The following is a 24359-nucleotide window of genomic DNA, read 5'->3' as shown; positions in this document are numbered from 1 at the left end:
ACAACTGAGTAAGCATCGCCCAACAGGCACTGGAGAGGCAACATGAAAAAATGGTTCCGAGTGGCCACCGAAGGCGCCACTACCGATGGCCGGGCTATCAGCCGGGCGTGGATCGAGCAGATGGCCAAGAACTTCAACCCGCAGAAGTACGGTGCCCGGGTTTGGCTGGAGCACATGCGCGGAATGTTCGCCGATGGCCCGTTCAAAGCCCTGGGTGATGTTCATGCCGTTCGCACGGAAGAAAACGCCGATGGAAAGCTGGAGCTCTACGCCGAGATCGAGCCCACCCAGGACCTGATCACCATGAACAAGGATCGCCAGAAGATCTACACCTCCATCGAGGTGGATCCGGAGTTCTCCGACACCGGCGAAGCCTACCTGGTTGGCCTGGCCGTTACCGATTCCCCCGCTTCTCTCGGTACCGAAATGCTGCAGTTCAGCGCCACAGCCAAGGCCAACCCGCTCAACGCCCGGAAGCAGCGCCCTGAAAACCTGTTCACCGCGGCCCTGGAAACCGAGTTCGATTTCAGCGAGGAAGCATCTGGCGAATCCGGAAGCGATCCGGAGGAGTCCAGCCTTTTCGACAAGGTGAAGGCCCTGTTCACCAAACACCGGGAAGCCGGCGCCGCCAAGTTCGCCGACTTCAAGAAGGACCTGGAAAGCACCCTGGGCCTGTTCGTAACCGAAGCACAGGAGCTGCGGGGCGAACTGGAGAAAACTCAGGGCAATTACACCCAGCTGAAGAAGGACCATGAAGCACTGGAACAGCAGTTCAACGAACTGAAAACCCAGCTGGAGAAGTCACCCCACAACCACAGCCAGCGTCCGCCCGCCACCGGTGGCGAAAACGCAATCCTCACCGACTGCTGAAGGAAGTCAGACTATGCGCAATGAATCCCGAGTACAGTTCAACCAGCTCCGTCGTCGGATTGCGGAGCTGAACGGCGTCGAATCCGCCGCCGAGACCTTCGCGGTCACTCCCACCGTCCAGCAAACGCTGGAACGTCGCATGCAGGAGTCCAGCGACTTCCTGAGCCGGATCAACATGATCGGTGTGGATGAAATCAAAGGCGAGAAGGTTGGCCTGGGCGTGGGCTCCACCATCGCCGGCCGTACCGACGTCAGCGCCAACGATCGGACCCCGTCCGACGTCAGCGACACCACTGGCAATGGCTACGAGTGTTTCCTGACCGAATTCGACACCGCCGTGCCCTACTCCAAAATCGATGCCTGGGCGAAGTTCCCGAACTTCCAGGCCATGCTGCGCGATGCCATCGTTCGCCAGCAGGCCCTCGACCGCATCATGATCGGTTGGAACGGTACCAGCGCTGCAGCTGCTACTGATCGAGTTACAAACCCGCTCCTGCAGGACGTGAACAAAGGCTGGCTGCAGCACTATCGCGAGCAGTCACCGGAGCGCGTCCTGACTGAAGTGGCCGCCGCCTCTGGCCAGGTAACCATCGGCGACACAGGAGACTACAAGAACCTGGACGCCCTGGTGTTCGACGTGCTGAACAGCATGGTCGATCCCTGGTACCGCGAGAGCCCGGACATGGTGGTTCTGGTCGGCCGCACCCTGATGTCCGACAAGTACTTCCCGCTGATCAACCAGTCCAACGCCCCGACTGAGCAGCAGGCACTGGATCTGCTGGTGAGCCAGAAGCGCATCGGCGGCCTGCAGGGCATTCAGGTGCCTTACATTCCGGATGGCACCCTGATGATCACCACCCTGGAGAACCTTTCCATTTACTGGCAGCAGGGTGGACGCCGCCGTCACATCATCGACAACCCGCGCCGTAACCGCATCGAGAACTTCGAGTCTTCCAACGATGCCTACGTGATCGAGGATTTCGGTGCCGGCGCAGTCGTTGAAAACATCACGCAGGTGTAAGGGGGACTGATGGTCAGCCCAGCGAAGAAGCGCTATGAACAGATCCGCGCCGCCCGTGAGGCGGCTGCGGCCGAGAATCTGAAAAAGGCCCAGCAGGAGGCCGAGGCCAAAGACCAGGAACGGGCAGAAGCCCCGGCCAAGGAGCGGCTCAACCCCTACAACCGTGGCGAAGGGGGCAAACCCCGACCCAGCCCTGCCCGAAAGCACTTCGACCGTGCCCGGGCGAAGGCTGAGGCCTCACAGTCCACACCGGCCCGGCCCCAGGGTGACGCCTACGAGCTCCACAAGGCAGCCATCATCGAGGACGTCCGGCGCCTGTCTGATATCCAGAGCATCGAGCGCAAGATCGAAGCCAAGCGGGAACTGCTGCCGAACTATGAAAGCTACGTTCAGGGCGTTCTGGAAGGTGGCAAAGGCCAGCAGGACGATGTGCTGATGACCCTGATGGTCTGGTACCTGGATGTAGGTGAGCTGGAAACAGCCATGGATATCGCCGAGTACGCTGCAAACCACGGATTGGAAACGCCGGACCGGTACCAGCGGACCACCGCGACACTCGTCGCCGAGGAGGTCGCCGACTTCGCATTGAAAATGGACAAGGAAGCCGAGAACCAGGAAGCGGTTCTGGCACAGGTTCAGCGCTGCCGTGCACTGTTCGAGAATGCGGACATGCACGACCAGGTAAAGGCGAAGCTTTTCAAGGCTGAAGGTTCCATTCTGGATAACATCGGCGGTCCATCCGGCGCGCTCGCCTGCTACGAGCGGGCCCTGAAGCTGAACGACAAGATAGGCGTGAAGAAGGACATCGAGCGCCTGAAAAAGGAACTTAAGAATTCCGGCCAATAACCGGACCCGAGTCGGCACCCCGACGCCAGGCGGCACGGGGCCCTGAGCCAAGGCCACGCCGGAAGCTCTACGGCCCCGTCCACCGCCTTCACCCGGAGGCAGTATGAGCCTGATCGCAGCCGGTGGCACCACCGAGCCCATCATCATCACCAACGCAGCGTTTTTCCCCGACCTGAACCTCCAGGAGTTCCGGGACTCGATGCGTCTGGACGGCACTGTCACCGATGAGCGAGCGCAGCATGCCCTCGAGGCAGCGATGTTCGATGCCAACCGGTCGCTGGCCGAGTACATGCAATCCCAGAGGGATCTGGGGTTCGATGCTTTGGAGGACGTACCGGACGCCGACTGGCAGCCATTGGGGACCAACGTTCGGTTGTACCTTCGCGCTGTCTGGTGCCTGGCAAAAGCCAACCTCATCGAGCGGTACCGGGATTACGACGCCACGGGTAATGGTCATGACCAGGCGGATGCCATGGATATCACCGGTAATGATCTCCGGCGTGATGCTGCGTGGGCGCTATCCGATATCCGGGGCGCCAATCGCACCACCGTGGAGCTGATCTGATGGACGAGGTTCGAACCATTCAGGGCGACACCGTCGATCGGGTCTGCTTTCGCTACTACGGATACACCGCCGGCGTCACCGAAGACATTCTTGCCGCAAATCCCGGCCTTTCTGATCTGGGCCCCATCCTGCCAACAGGAACGGTGATCCGGATGCCGGCCGTAGCGGCCCAACCCACCAAATCCACCGTTCAACTCTGGGAGTGACCGTGGCAGGCCCGCAAACCCAAACCTCTGAGGAAAAGCTGTATCGAATTGTGGCGCAGGATCTGGCCGCCCGGCTTCGGGACCTGGAGAAGCTGCACCCGCGGGTGAACGCACTGGAACAGGCCGTTACGGAGATCCGGTACGACTTCCGGGAGGCAAGGTCTGAGCAGCAGGAAGCTCACCGCGAAACTCACGCGGCCCTGAATGCCTTCCGCCGCCGAATGGACCACGACAACCGGGACACCGTCAACGCACTGAATGACACGGCCAACGCCACCACCAAAGCGATCACCAGCCTGACGGAGAAGGTCGAGAACCTGGCTCGAAAGGTCGCCTTTGCCGCTGGAGCCATCTGGATGGTGCTCGGCATCGGAGGGCTGATCGTGATGTTCCGCACCGAAGTTCTGCGGCTGGTGGCATTGGCAATTGGAGGATAAAGATGATCTTGAAGCACGGAGATGTCGGTTCGGAAGTCGCCAGTTTGCAGGCCCGCCTGGCAAGTGCCGGTTACACGGTCGAGCCAGACGGCTGGTTCGGTGATGAAACCGAAAAGGCCGTTATCCGATTCCAGCGCCAGCACGGTCTCATGGTCGACGGCATCGCTGGCCCGGCCACCCTCGCCCGCCTGGATCCAGCCAGCACCGTCAGCGCGGAAAAGCTCCTGGCTGAAGAAGACCTCAAATATGCAGCTCGCCGGCTGGGCGTCCAGCTGGCAGCGCTCAAGGCCGTCACTGAGGTAGAGAGCAAGGAGGCTGGTTTCCTGCCTTCCGGTCGCCCGGTGATTCTGTTTGAGCGGCACATCATGTATCGACGGTTGCCAAAGCGTGATCGCGATCAGCTGGCCAGTGTCCACCCTGAACTGGTGAACCAGAAGCCCGGCGGCTACATCGGCGGCGAATCCGAGTGGCGCCGTTTAACCCGGGCCTGTGCCCTTAATCGCACTGCCGGCATCGAGTCGGCCAGCTGGGGCCTGTTCCAGATCATGGGCTTCCACTGGCAGCAATTGGGCTACGCCTCGGCTGCTGTGTTTTCAGAGGCCATGCACCGCAGCGAAGGCGAGCAGCTGGAGGCCTTCGTCAGGTTCATCAAAAAAGACCCGGCATTGCACCAGGCATTGAAGGCCAGAGACTGGCCAGAGTTCGCTGAACGCTATAACGGGCCTGCATATGCCAGAAATCAATATGACACCCGCATGGCCGCGGCCTACGACCGCTTCCGCGAAGTGGGTCGGATCTCATGAAGCTGACACCGGAGCAGCTCGACGCCTGGCGGGTGGTGCCTCGTGTGCTGGTGCTTCTCTATGGCTGGCTTTGCTTCGACACCCACCAGTGGTACACCGCGCTGGCTGATCCAACCACGCCACAGCAGCTATACGCCAGCGTGATCTGGACCGGCGCCGCAGCCTGGTTCGGTTTTTACGTCAACAGTGGGAGGCGGCAGGAATGAAGGTTTACCTGGTTATCGGCTTGGTCGTTCTCGCACTCTGTGGGGCGCTCTGGTACAGCATCGAGCGAAACATTGAGACCAGCGCAAAGCTGGCCTCCACCGCCGAGGCGCTGAGCCTGCAGGAGCAGGAAGCGACCGAGACGAAAGCCCGCCTCACCGAAATGACACAGGCCCGCGATCGCCTGGCCGGACGCCTTGAGCGGATCCGTTCGAACGAATCCAACCTGGAGGCTGCCCTGGAATCTGAGCGGGCCGCCCGGGCACAACTGGAGAAAGAAAATGAAGTCTATCGCAACTGGGCTCGCACTGAGCTGCCTGATGTTGTTGTCCGCCTGCTCCGGAAAGGTCCAGTACATCCAGACAACGGAATACCTGGTGTGCGGGAACGTAAAGGCACTGGCGGCGCAGGAGCGACACCCGGGCCGGCAATGGATGAATCAAAACGGCGACCTGCTGGATCTGATTGACCGGTACAGCACGAAGCTCACCATCCAGAATGACCGCATGGCTGAGATCCAGGCCGAGGTCGATAGTTGCGAACAGAAAGCCAGGAAGATGAATTCCGAGGAGTCCTCATGAAAAAGCTCGCCGATCTCCGAAACCACATCCTGGCCAACGTTCCGGACCTAAAGCGAAACCCGGACAAGCTCCTGAGTTTCATCGAGGACGGCAACATCGAATTCTGGCAGGGCCCTAACCTCAGCCACATGTACACCCTGCCGATCCGGATCATCGTAACCGACTACAGCGGCGACATGGACGAGCTCGTATTGCCTATCCTGTCATGGCTGGCCTACCGGGAGCCCGGCTTAGATCCGCAGCGCTCTATCAGCTTTGAGGCCGAGCTGCTGAACAACAACAGCTACGACATCAGCATCACCGTGAACGTAACCGAGCGGGTGATCGTGACCGCGCTGGAGACTGGTTTCCAGACAGAACACGTGCTGCCCGAGCCGGAAATTGCCATGAACCCGGATGCCGAGTGGCAGATCATCGTCGATCTGCATGGCTTCAATGAACCGGTAGAATCCGATGACTGATGACGTCGACGCCCTGGCCGGCTGGGTGGAGCCGCTGCTGCGCAAGATGGAACCTGCTGAACGCAGGAAGCTGATGAAGACCATCTCCAGGGATCTGCGGAAAGAGAACCAGGAGCGAATCAAGGCCCAGCAGGGTCCGGACGGTCAGAGCTGGGAGCCCAGGAAGAAACGGAAACTCCGGGGCAAGCGTGGCCAGATCCGGAAAAAAGCCATGTTCACCAAGCTGCGCACCGCCAAATACCTGAAGATCCGGACCAGCCCGGACTCGGCCGGCCTGGCGTTCACCGGTGTATCCGCCCGGATTGCCGCCATCCACCACTACGGATTACGCGCGAAGGTCGACAAAAACGGGCCAGTCTACGACTACCCGGCACGCCCCCTGATCGGCTTCGGCCGTGGAGACCTGGAACTCATCGCCGACAGAGTGCTCGAGCACATTCAGCTCTGATCCCGGGTTTTGTTCAGACCCCTGACACAACCTCAAGCCCTTCTTATTGTGGAGGCCCAGAATACAAACTGGCCCCATGAACACACTCGCTGAAGCCTTCCGCCTGATCAACAACATTGTCCGAATCGGCCAAGTGGCCGAGGTCGATGTCTCGCGCGCGCGAGCTCGAGTACAGGCAGGCGACAACCTGACGGGCTGGCAACCCTGGGTGTCGGCAAGAACCGGTACCAGTCTCGAGTGGGATCCGCCTACCGTTGGAGAACAGGTGGTTCTGTTATCCCCTGCCGGCGACCTGGCCCAGGCCATCATCGTGACAGGCCTCTATCGCCAGAACGCGCCCTCTCAAAGCGCCGATGAACACAAGCGCGTGTATCCGGACGGCGCCAGCATCACCTACGACCACGTGAAAAAGGAACTGGTGGCGAGTTTCCCGGGCAAGGTGAACGTGAACATCACTGGCAACGCCACCATCAATGTGGGTGGCAACGCCACGACCGCCGTAGCCGGGATCTGCAAGGTTAACGCTGAGATGATCCACCACAACGACGGAAACCCGGTTGTTACCACTGGCCATGTGTGCCACTTCACCGGTCTGCCGCACGGTGATGGCTCCAGCACGGTTACCGCGGGGAAATAGTCATGGCCCTGAGCAAAACCCAACTGAAAACACGGATCGTCAACGAGATGAAAGCCCAGGGTGCCAAGGAAACAGGCCAGTACAGCTGGGTGGAACGCATGGCAGAAGCGATTTCCAACGCCGTGGTGGATGAGATTAAAGCGAACGCGCAGGTGCCGGTAACTGGCGGCTCAAGCGCTGGCACCTACAAGGTCGAATGATGGGCATGAACGCAGCCACCGGTCGATACCTCACCGGAAAATCACACATCAGCCAGAGCATCGCGACCATCCTGGCCACGCCGCTGGGATCCCGCGTTATGCGTAGGGAGTTCGGCTCTGTGATCCCCGAGCTGATCGACCAGCCTCTGAACCGGGCTACGGTGTTGCGTCTTTACAGTGCCGCCGTGGTTGCCATTCAGCAGTGGGAGCCCCGGGTTAGAGTGGGCAGCGTGAACCGCACCATGGGTGAAGACGGCAAATTTACCCTAGAGATTTCCGTAACCCAAATCGACAACGGCCAAACTGAGCGCCTTCAGGTCGCCGTAGGAGGTGCCCAGTGAGCGGGCCGATTGACCTTTCCCGGCTGCCACAACCGACCGTCATCGAGGCGCTGGACTACGAGACGATTCTCGAGGAGCGAAAACAGAAACTGCTTTCCCTGGTGCCGGAAGATCGTCGCCAGGAGGTGGAGGAAACCCTCGCCCTCGAATCTGAACCGCTCACCATCCAGCTCCAGGAGAACGCCTACCGGGAGCTGGTGTGGCGCAAACGGGTGAACGAAGCAGCGGTGGCCAACATGCTGGCCTTTGCGAGCGATGAAGACCTGGACAACCTCGTGGCCAACTTCGACACAGAACGCCTGATGGTGGATCCGGGCGATCCGAACGCCATCCCTCCGGTACCGCCCACCTACGAATCCAACGAGAGCCTGCGGCTGCGCTCCCAGCAGTCCTGGGAAGGTTTGAGCGTGGCCGGGCCCACCAAGGCCTACGAGTTCCATGCCCTGTCAGCTGACGGGCGGGTTTCGGATGCACGCGCCATTAGCCCGACGCCGGCGTATGTGGAAGTGACCTTGCTGTCTACCGAGGGCGACGGCACAGCCAGCCAGGAGATCATCGACATTGTCGACGCGGCTCTCTCTGCCGAAGATATTCGCCCGGTGGGCGATCGCCTGACGGTTCAGTCGGCCACCATCGTCAATTACCAGGTAGACGCCACCCTGTACGTGTACCCCGGCCCAGAGCAGGAGCCCATTTTGGAAGCAGCCCAGGCCGCGCTGAACAAGTACCTCAGCGACCAGCGACGTATCGGGCGTGATATCCGGATCTCTGCCCTGCATGCGGCCCTGCACGTCGAAGGTGTCCAGCGGGTGGAACTGGCCCAGCCTGCGGCGGATGTGGTGCTGGATGAAACCGAGGCGGCGTACTGCACAAGCACCAGCGTGGTGATCGGAGGCTCCGATGAGTGAAGACCGCACCCCGCTCCTGCCCAGTAACGCCACACCGCTGGAACGCGCCGCTGCTGAGGCTCTGGCCGAGATCCAGCGGGTACCGATACCGCTCCGGACCTTATGGAACCCTCAAACGTGCCCGGCCCAGTTGCTGCCATACCTGGCATGGGCCTTCAGCGTCGACCGATGGGACCCGACCTGGACAGAAGCGGCCAAGCGCGACGTGATCGCCACCAGCTTCTACGTCCACAAGAAAAAGGGAACCATCAGTGCACTACGCCGGGTGGTAGAGCCGTTGGGCTACCTGCTGGAAGTAACCGAGTGGTGGGAAACCACGCCCATGGGCACGCCGGGCACCTTCGCCCTGCGCATTGGCGTACTGAACACCGGCATCACCGATGCCATGTACCAGGAACTGGAGCGGCTGATCGACGATGCAAAGCCGGCCAGCCGCCACATCACCGGGCTGGATCTTGCCGGCGAGACATCCGGAATCTTCTATGCCGGCGCGGCAACTTACGATGGCGATGCCACAGCGGTCCTGCCGTATCAGCCGGGCACCGTCGCTGTGAACGGTCCTTTCTTCGTCGGCATGGCCACTGACAGCAACGATTCAGCAACGGTTTATCCGCAATAGGAGAGCGCATGCCAAGCTTCTACACCATCCTCACCGACGTAGGTCAGGCCAAACTCGCCAACGCCATCGCCCTGGGCCAGACCATTGAAATCACCGATCTGGCAGTAGGTGACGGCAACGGCGCCCTGCCTACCCCAGAGACTTCGCGCACGGCCCTGGTCAACGAAGTGCGCCGGGCGCCGATCAACCTGAGCGAAGTGGATGACCAGAACCCGAACTGGGTTGTGGTTGAGCAAGTGCTGCCGCCGGACGTGGGCGGCTGGACCATCCGCGAGATCGGCGTGTTCGATATCGACGGCGATCTGATCGGCTACGGCAACTACCCCGAGACTTACAAGCCGGTTCTGGCCGAAGGCTCCAGCCGTACGCAGACCATCCGGTTCGTGATGGAGGTGTCGGATACCCAGGCGATCACGCTGAAGGTGGATCCATCGGTGGTACTGGCTACGCGCGGTTATGCCGATAGCCTGATGGACACCCACGAGGCAGGCCGAAACCATCCGGCCGGTACCACGTCGGCCCAGGGCATGCTGCGTCTAGCGACTGCGGAACGGGTGAAGCAGTACAACGCAGCTGATCCGGTTACCGCTGCTGCGCTGAGAGATTCTGGGCTGCTGGGTGCGGCCGTCACGGTTGTGACATCCGCTGAATCACCGAAGGCGTTGACAGTGGCTGAAGCGGGTCTGGTGCTTGTGGATGCGATCGCCGGGGATGTAACGCTAAACCTGCCCGTTGCGGCCTCCAACGGCGGGGTGCGGTACACCGTTCTGCGCATGGATGACAGCGCCAACACCGTCACGGTGAGCCCGGACGGCACGGCGCCCGATACCATCGAAGGTGGCGCGTCGTTGGCGATCGGAGCCGGCCAGCGGCGCGTCCTGGCAAGTCTCGGTTCCGAGTGGCTGGACCCTGCCAGTGTTACCACGCGCGATATGCCGCTGCGTGGGGTGCAGGTTTACGACACTGCTGGATCTTATACCTGGACTGTGCCGCCCGGTGTCTCTCGTGCATGGGTGACTGTAATTGGTGGCGGTGGTGGCGGTGGCAACCACAGCTCCACTGGTGGCGGTGGCGGTGGCGGTGGCGGTTTTTCTCAGAAGCTGGTCGATTTGACTGGGGTTGGGTCTGTTGAAATTACGGTTGGCTCCGGCGGTGCAGGTGCGCCGGCCAGCACGTCAAATGCCAATGGCCTTGCAGGTGGGACTTCGTCTTTCGGTGCGTTCTGCTCTGCTACTGGAGGTTTAGGTGCGAATAATTGGCTGGGCGGCTCAAGCGGCACCGGTCAAGGGGGTGACATAAACACAGGTCTCGGGCCAGGCGGGTGCGGCACATACGTGAGAGATGGAAGCGTTACGGATGGCAACCCAGGCGAAGGTGGCGGGCCTGGCGCTTTAGCTTCGGGAGCAGGAGTTGATGGGGCGGGCGGCCCGAATGCGACACTGTCAGGTGGCGGTGGCGGTGGTGGCACAACACAAGGCGGCGGCGGCAATGGCGCGGCCGGTGCAGTATTCATTGAGTGGTGATAGTTATGTGGGCACTTATCCAAAATGGCACCGTGGCCGAAATCACGGACATGGACCCAGTGGGACGCTATCATCCTGCGTTGCATTGGGAACCCTGCAGTTCTGATGTGAGCGAAGGGTGGAATTGGGATGGCGAAGTATTCAGCCCTCCGGCTCCACCAGAGCCGCGCAGCCGGGAACTGCTGAAGGCAGATATTGACCGCGCAGCTGGCCGAGCGCGTGCGCGTTTTGTGAGTCCTGGCGACCTAGTGGAACAGGAGTACCGCGAGGCGGAGCGCGCCGCGCAACAGTGGCAGGATGCTGGCGAGCCGTCTGACGCTGTCCCTTCGGAGGTGCAGGTCTGGGCGGACGCGGCAGGCATGAGTGCCAGCGCCGCAGCCCAGGACATAATCCAGACCGGGCATTCCTGGCGTGGCGTCTTGTCCCAGGTGCGCAGCATTCGCCTGCAGGGAAAAGCGGCAGTTGATGCAGCCGCTGATTCAGACGCCGAGGCTGTCGCGCAGGGTCACGTGGACCAGCTGGACGCCTTGGGCCCGGAATGATCACCCTGCAATTCTCCACCACCAAAGGCATCGGCAGCCAGGTGATCCGATGGGCCACCTGGTCACCGTATAGCCACGTGGATCTGGTGCTGGCTGATGGGCGGTTGCTGGGAGCTACAGCCCGCTACGGCGTCTCCATCCGGAATCCCGAACCCACCCTGGCCTGCGCACAATTCCAGGTGCCGGGGTCCGTGGAGGCGATCGAGGCCGCTCGCAGCCAGATCGGACGGCCCTACGACTGGGCGGGTATTCTCGGCTGGGGTTTTCGCCGTAACTGGCAGGAACAGGATGCCTGGTTCTGTTCTGAGCTGATCGCCTGGGCATTCGAGCAGGCGGGCTGCCCGTTGCTTCGTGGCGACAGAAGTCACAGAATAACCCCGAGGGACCTTCTGCTGTCTCCGATGCTCGTTCCTACGGGCTGAACTTGCCCTTTTTTGTATGCCTCACTGCCACAAATCCACACCCTAGCCTCTCAGCCTTCAGCGTTCATCATGGCAGTTAAAACACCGCCATTGAGATGACCAGGAGGCGTCATGCCCGACCAATACCACCACGGCGTCCGGGTGCTTGAGGTTAACGAAGGCACCCGTACCATTCGCACTGTTTCCACCGCCGTTATCGGTCTGGTGGCGACAGCCCCTGATGCCCTGCCCGGCGTGGCGGCTGAAGCCGTTGTTCCGGCCATTGCTGCTAACGCGGATGTGCTCATCACCGCTGCGGCCGTCGGTACTGCCGGCAACCAGATCCGAGTTCAGTATGTGGATCCGGCGGCCAATTCCGAAGCGCTGGCTGTGAGCGTCAGTGGCAACGACATCACCGTCACCCTGGCTACCGACGCCTCCGGCGAGATCACCAGCACCGCCAACCAGGTGGTTACCGCCATCAACGGCAGCGCCGAGGCCTCTGCCCTGGTCACCGCTGCCAACGATGCCGGCAATGATGGCTCTGGCCTGGTCAACGCCGTGGACTTCACCACCCTGGCCGGTGGCGAGAACGAGCCCTTCCCGCTGGATACTCCGGTGCTGGTCACTCGCATTGACGAGGCAATCGGCAACGCCGGTACCACAGGCACCCTGCCCAAGGCCCTGGACGCAATCGGCGACCAAACCTCACCGGTCATGGTGGTGGTTCGGGTGGAAGAAGGCGCTGACGAAGCCGCCACGGAAGCCAACCTGATCGGCACCACCAACGCCCAGGGCAAGAAAACCGGAATGAAGGCACTATTGGCCGCCGAGCAGAACCTGGGCGTCAAACCCCGCATTCTGGGTGTTCCTGGTCTCGATACTGAGAACGTCACCGCCGAGCTGGTCACTATCGCCCAGAAGCTCCGGGCATTCGCCTATGCCTACGCGAACAACTGCCAAACCATCTCCGAGGCCATCCTCTACCGCAACGGCTTTGGCGCCCGGGAACTGATGCTGATCTGGCCGGACTTCACCGCGTTTAACGTCAACACCGCAACCGTGGAACAGGCCGCCGCCGTGGCCCGCGCCATGGGGCTGCGCGCGAAGATCGACCAGCAGGTGGGCTGGCACAAGACACTGTCCAACGTGGCGGTGAACGGCGTCACCGGCATCGACAAGGACGTGCACTGGGATCTGCAAGACCCGAACACCGACGCCGGCCTGCTCAACGCCAACGAAGTCACCACCCTGATCCAGCGTGACGGCTTCCGCTTCTGGGGCTCCCGAACCTGCAGCTCGGATCCGCTGTTCGCGTTCGAGAACTACACTCGCACCGCCCAGATCCTGGCTGACACCATCGCAGAGGCGCACATGTGGGCCGTGGACAAGCCCATGCACCCGTCACTGGCCAAGGACATCCTGGAAGGGATCAACGCCAAGTTCCGCGAGCTCAAACTCCTGGGCCTGATCGTGGATGCCAACGCCTGGTTGGATCCGGAAATCAACACCGAAGACACCCTGAAGGCCGGCAAGCTGTACATCGACTACGACTACACCCCGGTACCGCCGCTGGAGAACCTGCTGTTCCGTCAGCGGATCACCGACCGGTACCTGGCCGACTTCGCCGCCCGTGTGAACGCATAAGGAGCTGAACCATGGCACTTCCCAAGAAGCTGAAGCACTTCAACCTGTTCGGCAACGGCGATAACTGGCAGGGCCAGATCGCCTCCCTCACCCTGCCGCCCATGGTCCGCCAGATGGAGGAGTTCCGCGGCGGTGGCATGAATGCCCCGGTGGATATCGACCAGGGCATGGAGAAGATGGAGTTCCAGTGGACACCCGCGGGAATCATCCCCGCCCTGTTCGACAACTTCGGTACCAGCCAGCTGGACGCCGACCTGCTGCGCTTCTCCGGCAGCTACCAGCGCGACGACACCGGCGAGACCCTGCCCGTGGAAATCGTGGTTCGTGGCCGTCACCGCGAGATCGCAATGGGTGATGCCGAATCCGGCAGCGACAACACTCTGTCCGTCACCACCTCCATCAGCTACTACAAGCTCACCATCGGCGGTGAGGAAGTGGTCGAGATCGACGTGCCCGGCATGGTGGAGCGCATCCGTGGCCAGGACCGCCTGGCCGAACACCGCCGCAACATTGGCCTGTAAGGACCCTGATTCATGAGTAAGCCCGTAACTGCAACCGTCGAGCTGGACACCCCGATCAAGCGTAACCAGGAGGAGGTGGCCAAGCTCACACTGCGCAAGCCGGCCTCCGGCGAACTGCGGGGCCTGTCCCTGGCAGATCTGATCAACATGGACGTGGACAGCATGACCAAGGTACTACCGCGTATCAGCAACCCAAGCCTCACCGAACAGGAAGTGCGGGAGATGGACCCGGCCGATCTGGCTGCCTGCGGTACCGAGATCGCCGGTTTTTTGCTGCCGAAGCGGTTGAAGGGGTAATTCCACACCGCGTAGACGACGCCATGGCTGACATCGCCGCCATCTTCCATTGGCGGCCGTCAGACATGAACGACATGCCCCTTTCAGAACTCATGGAGTGGCGGGAACACGCCCGCAGGCGCAGCTCGACGGAGGAGTAATGGCCAAGAACCTCGACCTGCAGGTGGTACTCGCCGCCCGAGACAAGCTCACCAAACCCCTCAAGAAGATCGACGCAACCACCACCGGTACCGCCCGGGCGCTGAAACAGGCCCAGGCGGAAACCAAGCAGTTGCAGAGCTCCCAGCGTGATATCTCATCCTTCCGCCGGATGGACGATGCCCTGGGCAAGAACGCCAAGGCCCTGGCTGAATCCCAGGAGCGAGTACGCCGCCTGGGCCATGAGCTGCGCACCACCAGCAAGCCAACATCCAAGCTGAGGAGCGAGTACAACAAGGCCCGGGAGGAGGTAGAGAAGTTCACCCGTAAGGGCCAGGATCAGCGCAAGGAGCTGGGCAAAGTCCGTAAGCGGCTGAATGATGCCGGTGTCGATGTGCGCAACCTCTCCGGCGAGGAAAGGCGCCTGGCCGATCAGATGCAGGCCACAAACCACCGAATCCAACGCCAGCGGAAATACCTAGACCAGCTGGGCAAGGCCGATATCTCCGGCAAGTTCAGCAACATGACCGGCGAGGTAGGCCGGTTCGGTCGCCGCACGGCTCTGGTGGGTGCTGGCGCTGCCGCCGGCATCTTCGGTATCGCCAATTCCACCGCCACCCTGGGCGACCAGGTAGCGAAAACAGGCGACAAGATCGGCATTGCCCTTGGCCCGTTCCAGGAACTCCGATACGCGGCTGAGCGCTCTGGCGTGTCTACCGAGAAATTCGATTCCAGCCTGGAGCGGTTCGTCAAACGAATGGGCGAAGCAACGCAAGGCACCGGCGCCGCCCGCAAGGCCTACGAGGAATTGGGGCTGTCTGCCGAAGATCTGGCAAAACTGACGCCGGAGAAGAGCCTGGAAGTGGTCGCAGACCGCCTGTCATCCGTCGAAAACCAGTCCCAGCGGGTAGCGATCGCCGCGCAGCTGTTCGGCCGTGAAGGCGTGGCCATGGTCAACATGATGAAGGACGGCAGCGCAGGGCTGCAGGCGTTGAGAAAGGATGCCCGGGCCACCGGCTACGTGCTCAGCGAAAAGGCCGCACGAGACGCGGAGGCCTTCAAGGATGCCATGCTGGACGCCCAACTGGGCATGGCCGGCATGAAGAACACCATCGGTGCAGAGCTGATGCCCGCCATCACCGACATGATGGGCGATCTGTCTGCCTGGATGCGAGAGAACCGGGACCAGGTCAGCGCGTTCGCCTCCAACTTCGGCACGAAACTCAAGAACGCCATCCCGGTGCTGCGTGACATCGCCGTCGGTGCCGCCTCGACCGCTAAAACGCTGGGCCTGATCGCCACCAATCTGGCCACATTGGTGGGAGGGTTCGATAACCTGGGCATGATTCTCGCCGTGGTTCTGGCCATGAAGCCGATCATGGCCATACTCGCCTTTAGCAAGGCCATCTTCATGGCCACCGGGGCAGTGGTCGGCCTGGCCGGCGGTTTGCCGGCCGTTGCAGCCGGTATCAAAGCCATCGGCGTGGCGCTCACCGCTAACCCCATCGGCTTGATCATCGCCGCGATCGCCGGCGCCGGTTACCTGATATACAAAAACTGGGGCGCCATTATGGACTTCTTCAAGAGCCTGCCTGCCAAGTTCTCCGGCTTCGGCTCCATGATCATTGATGGTCTGGTCGGTGGCCTGCTGGGCGGCCTGGACAAGGTGAAAGACACCATCGTCAACGCCGGCCAGAAAACCATCGGCTGGTTCAAGGGCGTTCTGGGCATCAAGTCACCGTCCCGGGTATTCATGAGCGCCGGGCAAGACACCCTCGAGGGATACCGCAAAGGCATTCAGAAGCAGGAGCCGGCAGCGCTGAAGCAGGTCAGCGGGTTTGGCAAGCGGGTGCGCAGCGTCGGTGCCGGCATCGCCATTGGTGCATCCGCCCTGCCCGCAGCAGCGGGTGTTCAGTTCGACAACCGGCCGCCGATCGCCACCGGAACGCCTGCGGCAGCGACCGCCGGAGACAGCGTAACGATCAACGTCTATGCAGCACCGGGCCAGAACGAGCGTGAAATCGCGGCTCAGGTGGAGCGGATTCTCCAGGAGCGCGATCGCCGCAAAGCCACCCGTGCCCGCAGCGCACTGTACGACAGGGAGTAACCCGCCATGATGATGACCCTCGGCATGTTCGTCTTCGAGGTGCAGTCCCTGCCTTACCAGCAGCTGCAGCGCAGCACCCAGTGGCGCCACCCCAGCCAGAACCGAGTTGGCCAGCGGCCTGCATATCAGTACACGGGCCCGGGGGAGGACACGATCACTCTCACGGGCACCCTGTACCCCGAGCTCACCGGTGGCCGGGTCACCCTGGACGACGTGCGCATCATGGCCGATGAAGGCAAGGCATGGCCGCTTATCGAGGGTTCCGGCAGGGTCTACGGGTTCTGGGGCGTCACCAGCGTGAGCGAGACCAGCACCGCGTTCTTCTCCGATGGCGTGCCCCGCAAAATCGAGTTCACCATCAACCTGGTGCGCCTGGATGAAGACGACTTCCAGGCATTCCGAGACCGCGCAGCCACGAGCCGAGACGTCGCAATCGGGCTGGGCCTGTACCAGCCGCGCCGGAATAACGGGAGCGTGGCGTAATGCAGCACCGCGCCCCTGATTACCGTCTCGTGGTGAACGGCCGCAACATCACGCCAACCGTCAACGGCAGGCTGATCGACCTCACCCTGGACGAAACACCAGGCGATGAAGCAGACACCCTGTCCCTCACGCTCAGCGACCACGACAACGCCCTGGAAATCCCACCCAAGGGAGCCGAGATCCAGCTGGCCATCGGATGGAAAGGCCAGGCGCTGTTCGATAAGGGCCTGTTCATCGTCGACGAGGCCTCCTACAGCTGGGCACCGAACGTACTGAACATTACCGCCCGCAGTGCCGACATGCGCAACGGCCTGCCCACACGACGAACCCGAAGCTGGGACCAGGTAACACTCAGCGATCTGGTAACCACCATCGCCCGGGAAAATGAACTGGAGCCAGTCATCGGCGGTAACCTGGCAACGATCAGCATCGAGCACCTGGACCAGACCGACGAATCCGATCTGAACCTCCTCACTCGGCTGGGCGAACGCCACGACGCCATCGCCACCGTAAAAGCGGGCAGGCTTCTATTCACTCCTCGAGGAGAAGCGGCCACCGCCGGCGGTACCGCCCTGCCCTCCATCACCATCAATCCCCGCAGCAGTGACAACGGCACCTACCGAGAAACCGATCGCGACGGCTACACCGGCGTCATCGCCTTCTGGGACGATGTCGACGCTGGTCAGCAGGTTCAGATCCAGGTGGGCACGGACGAACGGGTAAAGCGGCTGCGGGGTACCTACGCCAATGAGAGCGAGGCAAAGGCCGCGGCACAGGCAGAGCTGCGCCGGCTGAACCGTGGGGAGGCTGAACTGTCGATCACGCTGGCCACCGGCCGCCCGGACGTTGGTCCGGAATGGCAGCTACGCACGGAGGGATTCAAGCGGCAGATCAACGGGCGGGAATGGGTGGTAACCAGGGCCAGTCACAGTTTGAGTGATTCTGGCCTGGTGACAAGCTTGGAGGCTGAAACACTGCAGGCCTAAATCCTTCCGGGCTCTAGCTCAAGGTTAAGCACTGACTGGGTCTTGGGATCGTAATCGCACCGGTATACGTAGTTCTGGAACGCCCCGTAGCCGTTCGAGAATTGCACCCGGTCACCGTAGTAGCTGAGGGTACCCTCTTCTTCATTCAGCCAGTCACGGCGGCTCAACTTGGTGTCAGGGTAGGAGTCTGTCCACTTAACCTCATATTCCGCCAAACGCTCAATTGCTTTCGTACACCGGTTGGTGGCAGCTGACCAGTTTTCCTCGCCCCAGCACTGAAGGTCCGTATTGCAGGCCTCCTCTTTGGCCCTTTGAGCCTCTGCCTGATCAAGATCCGTAACCGCTTTTACGGTGCCCCCTGCTCTTTCCTCTGGATCACCGTCAGAGAAAAAGGAAACTAGGGCAGTAAGCACTATCACTACGGCCACGCTACCGATAATATAATCCTTCGCAGTGACCCCTGGGTTATCGACACCGCACTGCGGGCATTTCTTCGCCTTCCTTGACACCTGCGCCTTGCACTCTTTACAGCTGGTCATGGCCATGGTTACTACTCCTTTCTTTGCACGCCCTGATTTAACGAAAACTCTCAGCAGTCTCACCGGTATCGGCAAAACAAACGAAATCCATCCGGTCAGACCGGAAGGTCCGGAACGCCCGCCGCGACTGGCATATTCCCTTCAGATAGGCGACACCATTCTTTTTCGTCATGGCCCGGTACTCCACCTCTCGATCGGAGGTGTCGCCTTTCGAATCGGTGTACGCGAATGCCAGAATATCGCCCACCTCTGGTTTGCGCTGGGTAGAGGCTGACTTACGGGGATCTGACTTTGAGCGCTTAGGTTTGGCAGTCGTCGTGGCCGCTGGCTTCTTCGATGCCGCCCTCTTCTTCGACTCAGGTTTGGCGGGCCGCTCGATTGGCCGGTCGCAGATCTCGCTCAGAAGCGCTTTGATCTCCTCGGCCTCGTCGCTATCCAACACCCCGTCATCGAGGCTGGCAATCAAAACCTGGTGTAATTCCCGGCACGCGGGATCGAACTTCAGGATGTCTTGGCCGTCCAGCAAACGAAGCAGCAGCTCAGCCTCTCGCTGGTCTACAACGTCATCGGCCAGGATGATCTCAGCAGTATCGCGCAGAGAAAACTTCAGGCCCTCAGCTGGGGTCTCACTACTATCTGGCGCCCTGGATGGGCTGGAGAGTTTAGTGGCCTCAGCCTTGGAAGCTTCACGCGCATTCCTTGGCTTTGGAGAAGCTTGCCATGTTTTACGAGTTCGGATCTCGGCAAGGATGAAGAACGCCAGAATAACCGCGCCAGTGATGACATGGGTAGTAGTGGTGGGAATATCCTTCCCTGGTATCACCGGTATCGCTGCCAGTATGCCCACAAGAGGCGCGAATATCGCCCCAAGTCCATGACCTACCCAGCGCTTCCCTCCTTTTGCAATCGTGAACCGGCAGATCAGTCGCCAGCCGAAAACCACGTAAGCCAGGAGCATCAGAATCACAATCAAGTCCATGAGTTACAACCTCCATGCCAACACTATCTTTAGAACACCCGGCCACCACGCCAGTAGCACTGCCCCACAATCTCTACCTGGTTCAGGTTCTCCGGATGGATCACCTCTGGCTGGTAAACCGGATTGTCACTGGAAAGACGGATAGAGCCGTCAGTCATCATCTGCAGGCGCTTAATTCTCAGCGTGTCCCCAATTCGAATGGCGAAAACACCGTCAGGCTTTCGCTTTGAACGATCGATCAGCACTGTGTCGCCGTCGGCAAGCGTGCCGTCCATCGAGTCTCCGGATACACGAATGGCCACCAGATTGTGAACGTGTAAGCCCTCCCGGGTCAGCCAGTCCTTCCTGAATTTCAGAAAGGTACTCACCAGCTCCTGGTCGAACAGCGAGCCGGCCCCAGCGCTGGCCTCGATGTCATAGACGGGGATCTCCCTGTAATCCTCATCAAGCTCAACACCATACCGAGCGGCTGCTTCTCCCACCGAAAGTCCATATTCCGAACCAAAGATCAGCCAGTCCAAGCTCTTACCCGTCTTCACGCAAAACTTGACGCAGTACTCAATTGGAATAGATCCGCGATTTTTCCAGTTATAAACGGCCTGTTTTGAAGCCCCGACAAATTCACCCACAGCCCCGTCGTTGCGCGCCCCAATCGCATCTCTCATTCTGTGAATCATCTGTTCACTATTTAAAAGTTTGTCATTCATATCGGATACCAATAGGAAATTTTAATTCCCGTTTTGTTTACTTACTTGCGTATTGGGGTCTATCATTCTGTGTAATTCAGCGTTACACAGAGGATACACCATGCAAGGTGCAAAAAAACCCAACCCCAGCCACCGCGCACCCGTCGGTGTTCTTACTGCGAAGCCCATCGCGCTTCGACTTCTCACGGAAGAACGTTCCGCCCTGGAGCAGGCCGCCCTTGCGGAAGGCCGTTCCCTGGCATCCCAGGCCCGCATCTTCTTTCTGCAAGGCCTTAACGAGTACCAGCGCAACCGCTCTGCCTGACGCCCTGAAGGAGTAGCCCGATGTATCAGGACCCAAAACGCATCCGCAAAAACCGTGTGAGCCTCAACCTGGACGACTACGAGGCCGCCGTGATCAACGCACTGGTGGATTACACCGGTACCGACCGGGCCAGCCTGCTGCGCCAGATGCTGATCGCCCAGGCAGAGGCCGCGTTGTTGCCCACACCTCCCAGCATGGCCGGTGGTGCGCCACATTCCGAGGCCCACATTCGCAGCATTTGAGGTCCTCAAAAGATGCCGGAAATCACCCTGGAACTGACGGACCAACAGGCAGACCTGCTGGACACCATCCGCAGGCAGCAAGGACTGGAAACCATGGATCAGGCCGCCGAGTGGCTGATCAAACAACGCATGCGCGGAGCCAGCCTGAAGCTGACCGGCCGTAACCGGGCGCTTCATGCCGTAGGAGGCCCCAGAAAGTGAAGCTCAACCAGATCACCCGCAACTACCTGACGATCGGCTGCCCTGCTTGCGGCGAGGCCTGCTCGATCCAGTCCAGCCGGGCCATCCAGCAGAGAGGCAAAGACGCCTTTGTACAGTGCCGGAACATCGAATGCGGCTACCGAGGCTCCGTGGAGGTCTCCTATGGCCCGGTGCTGCAGGCCAAGAACCCGGGCACCCCAGATGCTGAACATCAGCAGCGCCTGCAGTCCGGAGTCCGGAATAACTTCCTCCGCATCCTGTGCCCCCACTGCGCCGGCGTGTGCCGTGTTCGCACCAGCGTGCAGATGATCTCGGCACAGCGGCAGCTTTACGTGTTCTGCCAGGACGCAGACCACTGCGGTTACAAGGGCGTGGTGTTCCTCACCCATACCGACCGACTCTCGCTCGACCCGGACGGCAACGTTCGGCAGATCCCTCTTGCTCCGGAAGTCCGCGAGCAGTGCCAGCAGGAAATGGAGCTGGCCTACGAAAAGTTCTCACCCAAGAAGAAGGACGCAACCCGATGAACGCAGTAGCCCAATGCATGACAGACGCCGCCTATTCCCAACTGCTGGCCCTTCGCAAAGGCAGTACCGATGCCCGGGAATGCATCGAACTGACCGTGGACAGTCTGATGGAGGAGTTCCAGTGCTCGCGCCGCCGGGCATCCCTGCTGGCCATCCGTGCCTGGCACGACCTGGAAGGCGCCAAACAGCCCAACGCCTATGTGGATGTAAGCCTGACCACCGGTAACACGGTTGTGATCCACGACCAGTCCGGCCGCACCAGCATCTTTTCGGTTCAGGAGCTGCTGAAGCTTCGGGACCAGGCCGCCGCCATCCAAATTCCCGCCTGATCGAGAGCGCTCCAGATGCAAGACCAACTACGGGCGGACATCCTGTTCCGTTTGAAGAGTGACTTTGGTGGCAAGGAATCGACCGACGCACGTTACATGCGCCGGCTGCGCTGCCCCAGTTGCGACAAAAAGGAGGCGTTCATATCGCTGGACGCTCCCTGGATGATCCGCTGCGGGCGCGAAAGCAAGTGCGGTGATTCCCACCACGTTAAGGAGCTGTTCCCCGACCTGTTCGACAGCTGGACGGAGCGCTACGGGCGTAAGGATCGCAAGGCCGGCGAGAAAGAAACCGGTACCGAAGTGGCCGATGCCTACATGGTGCATGGCCGTGGCTTCGATCTGGCCAAAGTCCGAGGCTGGTACACCCAGGAGCAATACTGGGACCGCGACCGGAACATCGGTTCCGCCACCGTGCGCTTCAAGATCAACGACCGTGGCGACTACTGGGAGCGGCTGATCGACAAGCCGCACCGCTTCGGCAAGAAGAAAGCCCATTTCAACTACGGCAGCAGGACCAAGGGCCTGGCCTGGGTACCGCCCGGTCTAAATCTGGCCCAGGGCAAAGAGCTGTGGCTCGTGGAAGGTATCTTCGACGCCATCGCCCTTTACCACGCCGGCATCGCAGCCGTGGCCGCCTTCAGCTGCAACAACTACCCGGACACCTTCCTGGCTGAGCTTCAAAAAGCCCGTGAGGAAGCCGGCGAGGAACTGCCCCGCCTGATCTGGGCGATGGACGGCGATGAAGCCGGCGTTCGCTACATCCGCAAGTTCGCCAACATCGCCCGGTCTCAGGGCTGGAAGGTAGGCGCCGCTGTCATCCCACAGGAAGGCAAGCACAAGCGCGACTGGAACGACGCCTGGCAGCGCGGTGAGCTGATCAACGAAGACGGCGAGCCCACCACCAAGGAATTCCTGTACCAGGGTGACCTGGTTATCGCGCGCAGCGCCCAGGAGAAGGCCAACCGGATTTACAGCCACACCGGGCGCAATGAGTTTCCTTTCGGCTTCAACAACCGGCTGTTCTGGTTCAAGTTGAACATGGAGGAATACCACAAGGCCATGCGTGACCTGGAGGACAGCGACGAGCCGCTGACCGACCGCCAGATGGTCGACCGGGCCCTCGAGCAATGCAACGCCGTGGTGGAAATCGCCAACTGCTACCCCACCGCCCTGTATTACCTGGCCAACAAGGTCACAGACGAAAGCTGGTACTACTACCGCGTCGACTTTCCCCACGACGGCCGGCCCGTGAAGAACACCTTCAGCGGCGGTCAACTCGCCAGCGCCAGCGAGTTCAAGAAGCGCCTGCTGGGCATTGCACCCGGTGCCGTTTGGACTGGATCCAGCCAGCAGCTGGACCGCCTGCTGAAACAGCAGATAAGCGGCATCAAAACCGTCGAGACCATTGATTTCATCGGCTACAGCAAAGAACACGAAACCTGGGTGTTCCCGGAGCTGGCCGTGCACGCGGGCCAGATTCACGAGCTCAACAACGAGGACTACTACGACATCGGCCGCATGAGCGTGAAGACGCTCTCCGAGTCCGTCGCGCTGTCCATCAACAAAGACCGCAGCGATTACCAGCGCGGCTGGGCCCGCGATCTGGCCGAGTGTTTTGGCCCGAAGGGTGTGATCGCCCTGGCCTACTGGCTGGGCAGTTTGTTCGCCGAGCAGATCCGGAAGCAGCACAAGAGCTTCCCGTTCATTGAGATTGTGGGCGAGGCCGGCTCCGGTAAGTCCACCCTGATTGAGTTCCTCTGGAAGCTGGTAGGCCGGCAGGATTACGAAGGCTTCGACCCCAGCAAGGCCACCCTGGCTGCCCGCGCCCGGAACTTTGCCCAGGTGAGCAACCTGCCGGTGGTGCTGATTGAGTCCGACCGGGACCAGGAAGCCGGCGCCAAACAGAAGCAGTTCGACTGGGACGAGCTGAAAACCGCCTACAACGGCCGCAGCGTGCGCAGCCGTGGCCAGAAGAACGGCGGCAACGACACCTACGAGCCGCCCTTCCGTGGCGCCATCGTGATCAGCCAGAACGCCCAGGTGAACGCCAGCGATGCCGTGCTGCAGCGGATTGTGCACCTGCACGTAACCCGGGACGGCCACAGCGAGACCACCAAGGCCCTGGCCGAGAAGCTGGAACGCACACCGATGGACCAGGTGTCTGGCTTTGCGCTGCATGCCACCACAGCGGAATCCCAGATCATGAAGCTGGTGTGCGATCGCTCGCCCCAGTACGAGAAATCACTGGCCGAATTGCCGGAGATCCGGATCCACCGGATTGCCAAGAACCACGGCCAGATGATGGCCCTGATCGACTGCCTGGGTGGTGAAGGCCTGAAGCTGCTGCCGGAATCCTACCTGGAGCCGGCCCGGGAAATGATCATGGACATGGCCAAGGAACGCCAGAGCGCCGTGAACGCAGACCACCCGATGGTGCAGGAATTCTGGGAGGCCTACGACTTCATCGAGGGCCTGAACGGCACCCCCACCCTCAACCACTACGGCGAACACGAAAAGATGATCGCCGTGAACCTGAAGCATTTCGAGCAGGTGTGCGCGGAAGCCAAGCTGCGCATCCCCCCGATATCGGAACTCAAGCGCCACCTGAAGACCAGCCGCAGCCGGAAGTTCGTCGAGAGCAGCCGCACCGTGCGCTCGGTCATCCGGGAGAGCTTGAACTCATCTGCCAGCACGTCGGTTCGGTGCTGGATCTTCGAGAAAGAAGTGTAAGGAGGAAGC

Annotated in this window: 35 protein-coding genes; 32 read left to right on the top strand and 3 right to left on the bottom strand. The window is 61.0% G+C overall.

Features of this window, described 5'->3' with window-relative positions; translation table 11 throughout:
* Positions 1 to 42: 42 nt before the first annotated feature.
* The 26 genes from DKK67_RS09740 (at position 43) to DKK67_RS09610 (ending at position 17792) form a co-directional block, all read left to right on the top strand.
* Entirely contained in the window at positions 43 to 870 is an 828-nt protein-coding gene (locus tag DKK67_RS09740) for a GPO family capsid scaffolding protein (RefSeq protein WP_111496160.1), read from the top strand.
* Positions 871 to 883: 13 nt separating this feature from the next.
* Positions 884 to 1891: a phage major capsid protein, P2 family gene (locus tag DKK67_RS09735; RefSeq protein WP_111496159.1), complete on the top strand. Its 1008-nt coding sequence runs from the start codon at positions 884 to 886 to the stop codon at positions 1889 to 1891.
* A 9-nt stretch (positions 1892 to 1900) separates the two neighbouring features.
* Entirely contained in the window at positions 1901 to 2737 is an 837-nt protein-coding gene (gene gpM / locus DKK67_RS09730; RefSeq protein ID WP_111496158.1) for a phage terminase small subunit, read from the top strand.
* A gap of 103 nt (positions 2738 to 2840) precedes the next feature.
* Positions 2841 to 3302: a head completion/stabilization protein gene (locus DKK67_RS09725; RefSeq protein WP_111496157.1), complete on the top strand. Its 462-nt coding sequence runs from the start codon at positions 2841 to 2843 to the stop codon at positions 3300 to 3302.
* Complete coding sequence (locus DKK67_RS09720) at positions 3302 to 3508, top strand: tail protein X (RefSeq protein ID WP_111496156.1); 207 nt, start codon at positions 3302 to 3304, stop codon at positions 3506 to 3508. Before DKK67_RS09725 ends, DKK67_RS09720 begins: the two co-directional genes overlap by 1 nt.
* Before the next feature lie 2 nt (positions 3509 to 3510).
* Positions 3511 to 3945: a hypothetical protein gene (locus tag DKK67_RS09715; protein ID WP_162628804.1), complete on the top strand. Its 435-nt coding sequence runs from the start codon at positions 3511 to 3513 to the stop codon at positions 3943 to 3945.
* 2 nt (positions 3946 to 3947) lie between these two features.
* Entirely contained in the window at positions 3948 to 4748 is an 801-nt protein-coding gene (locus DKK67_RS09710) for an N-acetylmuramidase domain-containing protein (protein WP_111496154.1), read from the top strand.
* Positions 4745 to 4954, top strand: coding sequence for a hypothetical protein (locus DKK67_RS09705; protein ID WP_111496153.1), 210 nt, complete (start codon positions 4745 to 4747; stop codon positions 4952 to 4954). The genes DKK67_RS09710 and DKK67_RS09705 overlap by 4 nt, the downstream gene beginning before the upstream one ends.
* Positions 4951 to 5421: a hypothetical protein gene (locus DKK67_RS21590; RefSeq protein ID WP_162628803.1), complete on the top strand. Its 471-nt coding sequence runs from the start codon at positions 4951 to 4953 to the stop codon at positions 5419 to 5421. The genes DKK67_RS09705 and DKK67_RS21590 overlap by 4 nt, the downstream gene beginning before the upstream one ends.
* A 108-nt stretch (positions 5422 to 5529) precedes the next feature.
* Positions 5530 to 5994, top strand: a complete 465-nt coding sequence (locus tag DKK67_RS09695) for a phage tail protein (RefSeq protein WP_111496151.1) — start codon at positions 5530 to 5532, stop codon at positions 5992 to 5994.
* Positions 5987 to 6442, top strand: coding sequence for a phage virion morphogenesis protein (locus DKK67_RS09690; protein WP_111496150.1), 456 nt, complete (start codon positions 5987 to 5989; stop codon positions 6440 to 6442). The genes DKK67_RS09695 and DKK67_RS09690 overlap by 8 nt, the downstream gene beginning before the upstream one ends.
* Before the next feature lie 76 nt (positions 6443 to 6518).
* On the top strand, positions 6519 to 7079 hold the full coding sequence (locus DKK67_RS09685; RefSeq protein WP_111496149.1) for a phage baseplate assembly protein V: 561 nt from the start codon (positions 6519 to 6521) through the stop codon (positions 7077 to 7079).
* A gap of 2 nt (positions 7080 to 7081) precedes the next feature.
* A complete protein-coding gene (locus tag DKK67_RS09680; protein ID WP_111496148.1) occupies positions 7082 to 7279 on the top strand; it encodes a hypothetical protein in 198 nt (65 codons plus the stop codon).
* Between the two features lie 5 nt (positions 7280 to 7284).
* The gene (locus DKK67_RS09675; RefSeq protein ID WP_204355760.1) at positions 7285 to 7620 is read left to right on the top strand and encodes a GPW/gp25 family protein; all 336 of its coding nucleotides are present in this window, start codon (positions 7285 to 7287) and stop codon (positions 7618 to 7620) included.
* Positions 7617 to 8528 (top strand): baseplate assembly protein, encoded by a 912-nt coding sequence (locus DKK67_RS09670; protein ID WP_111496146.1) that lies wholly within the window; start codon positions 7617 to 7619, stop codon positions 8526 to 8528. The genes DKK67_RS09675 and DKK67_RS09670 overlap by 4 nt, the downstream gene beginning before the upstream one ends.
* A complete protein-coding gene (locus DKK67_RS09665) occupies positions 8521 to 9147 on the top strand; it encodes a phage tail protein I (RefSeq protein ID WP_111496145.1) in 627 nt (208 codons plus the stop codon). Before DKK67_RS09670 ends, DKK67_RS09665 begins: the two co-directional genes overlap by 8 nt.
* A gap of 8 nt (positions 9148 to 9155) precedes the next feature.
* Positions 9156 to 10670: a phage tail protein gene (locus tag DKK67_RS09660; protein ID WP_111496144.1), complete on the top strand. Its 1515-nt coding sequence runs from the start codon at positions 9156 to 9158 to the stop codon at positions 10668 to 10670.
* Between the two features lie 5 nt (positions 10671 to 10675).
* Positions 10676 to 11212 carry a hypothetical protein gene (locus DKK67_RS21585; RefSeq protein WP_162628802.1) on the top strand — a complete coding sequence of 179 codons (537 nt, stop codon included), beginning with the start codon at positions 10676 to 10678 and terminating at the stop codon, positions 11210 to 11212.
* On the top strand, positions 11209 to 11634 hold the full coding sequence (locus DKK67_RS09650; protein ID WP_111496142.1) for a C40 family peptidase: 426 nt from the start codon (positions 11209 to 11211) through the stop codon (positions 11632 to 11634). Before DKK67_RS21585 ends, DKK67_RS09650 begins: the two co-directional genes overlap by 4 nt.
* A 111-nt stretch (positions 11635 to 11745) precedes the next feature.
* Positions 11746 to 13260, top strand: coding sequence for a phage tail sheath protein (locus DKK67_RS09640; protein WP_228160561.1), 1515 nt, complete (start codon positions 11746 to 11748; stop codon positions 13258 to 13260).
* Positions 13261 to 13271: 11 nt separating this feature from the next.
* Entirely contained in the window at positions 13272 to 13781 is a 510-nt protein-coding gene (locus tag DKK67_RS09635; protein WP_111496141.1) for a phage major tail tube protein, read from the top strand.
* A gap of 12 nt (positions 13782 to 13793) precedes the next feature.
* Positions 13794 to 14078, top strand: coding sequence for a phage tail assembly protein (locus DKK67_RS09630; RefSeq protein ID WP_111496140.1), 285 nt, complete (start codon positions 13794 to 13796; stop codon positions 14076 to 14078).
* A gap of 23 nt (positions 14079 to 14101) precedes the next feature.
* Positions 14102 to 14218, top strand: a complete 117-nt coding sequence (locus DKK67_RS09625; RefSeq protein ID WP_108019142.1) for a GpE family phage tail protein — start codon at positions 14102 to 14104, stop codon at positions 14216 to 14218.
* A complete protein-coding gene (locus DKK67_RS09620; RefSeq protein ID WP_111496139.1) occupies positions 14218 to 16323 on the top strand; it encodes a phage tail tape measure protein in 2106 nt (701 codons plus the stop codon). Before DKK67_RS09625 ends, DKK67_RS09620 begins: the two co-directional genes overlap by 1 nt.
* A 6-nt stretch (positions 16324 to 16329) precedes the next feature.
* Complete coding sequence (locus DKK67_RS09615; RefSeq protein ID WP_111496138.1) at positions 16330 to 16806, top strand: phage tail protein; 477 nt, start codon at positions 16330 to 16332, stop codon at positions 16804 to 16806.
* Positions 16806 to 17792: a contractile injection system protein, VgrG/Pvc8 family gene (locus DKK67_RS09610; protein WP_111496137.1), complete on the top strand. Its 987-nt coding sequence runs from the start codon at positions 16806 to 16808 to the stop codon at positions 17790 to 17792. Before DKK67_RS09615 ends, DKK67_RS09610 begins: the two co-directional genes overlap by 1 nt.
* Here the strand turns inward: DKK67_RS09610 and DKK67_RS09605 are convergent.
* Genes DKK67_RS09605 through DKK67_RS09595 form a run of 3 tightly spaced genes read right to left on the bottom strand, consistent with a single transcriptional unit; the run spans position 17789 to position 20017 of the window.
* Positions 17789 to 18337, bottom strand: a complete 549-nt coding sequence (locus DKK67_RS09605; RefSeq protein ID WP_111496136.1) for a hypothetical protein — start codon at positions 18335 to 18337, stop codon at positions 17789 to 17791. The genes DKK67_RS09610 and DKK67_RS09605 overlap by 4 nt on opposite strands.
* 31 nt (positions 18338 to 18368) lie before the next feature.
* Positions 18369 to 19310, bottom strand: a complete 942-nt coding sequence (locus DKK67_RS09600; RefSeq protein ID WP_111496135.1) for a WYL domain-containing protein — start codon at positions 19308 to 19310, stop codon at positions 18369 to 18371.
* Between the two features lie 29 nt (positions 19311 to 19339).
* Positions 19340 to 20017, bottom strand: a complete 678-nt coding sequence (locus DKK67_RS09595; RefSeq protein ID WP_111496134.1) for a LexA family transcriptional regulator — start codon at positions 20015 to 20017, stop codon at positions 19340 to 19342.
* A gap of 100 nt (positions 20018 to 20117) precedes the next feature.
* On the opposite strand from DKK67_RS09595, the gene DKK67_RS09590 reads away from it, so the two are divergent.
* From DKK67_RS09590 to DKK67_RS09565, 6 genes are read left to right on the top strand one after another with little or no spacing between them, the layout of a single operon-like run.
* The gene (locus tag DKK67_RS09590; protein WP_111496133.1) at positions 20118 to 20321 is read left to right on the top strand and encodes a hypothetical protein; all 204 of its coding nucleotides are present in this window, start codon (positions 20118 to 20120) and stop codon (positions 20319 to 20321) included.
* Between the two features lie 20 nt (positions 20322 to 20341).
* Positions 20342 to 20563, top strand: a complete 222-nt coding sequence (locus DKK67_RS09585) for a hypothetical protein (protein ID WP_111496132.1) — start codon at positions 20342 to 20344, stop codon at positions 20561 to 20563.
* A 12-nt stretch (positions 20564 to 20575) separates the two neighbouring features.
* The gene (locus DKK67_RS09580; RefSeq protein WP_111496131.1) at positions 20576 to 20764 is read left to right on the top strand and encodes a hypothetical protein; all 189 of its coding nucleotides are present in this window, start codon (positions 20576 to 20578) and stop codon (positions 20762 to 20764) included.
* Complete coding sequence (locus DKK67_RS09575; protein ID WP_111496130.1) at positions 20761 to 21291, top strand: ogr/Delta-like zinc finger family protein; 531 nt, start codon at positions 20761 to 20763, stop codon at positions 21289 to 21291. The genes DKK67_RS09580 and DKK67_RS09575 overlap by 4 nt, the downstream gene beginning before the upstream one ends.
* A complete protein-coding gene (locus DKK67_RS09570; protein WP_162628801.1) occupies positions 21288 to 21620 on the top strand; it encodes a hypothetical protein in 333 nt (110 codons plus the stop codon). Before DKK67_RS09575 ends, DKK67_RS09570 begins: the two co-directional genes overlap by 4 nt.
* A gap of 15 nt (positions 21621 to 21635) precedes the next feature.
* Positions 21636 to 24350 (top strand): toprim domain-containing protein, encoded by a 2715-nt coding sequence (locus DKK67_RS09565; protein WP_111496128.1) that lies wholly within the window; start codon positions 21636 to 21638, stop codon positions 24348 to 24350.
* The last annotated feature ends 9 nt before the right edge of the window (positions 24351 to 24359 follow it).

The sequence above is a fragment of the Marinobacter bohaiensis genome, from assembly GCF_003258515.1.
Lineage (GTDB): Bacteria > Pseudomonadota > Gammaproteobacteria > Pseudomonadales > Oleiphilaceae > Marinobacter_A > Marinobacter_A bohaiensis.
Note: the sequence above shows the minus strand (reverse complement) of the source record. Positions and strands in the feature narration are given on the sequence as shown.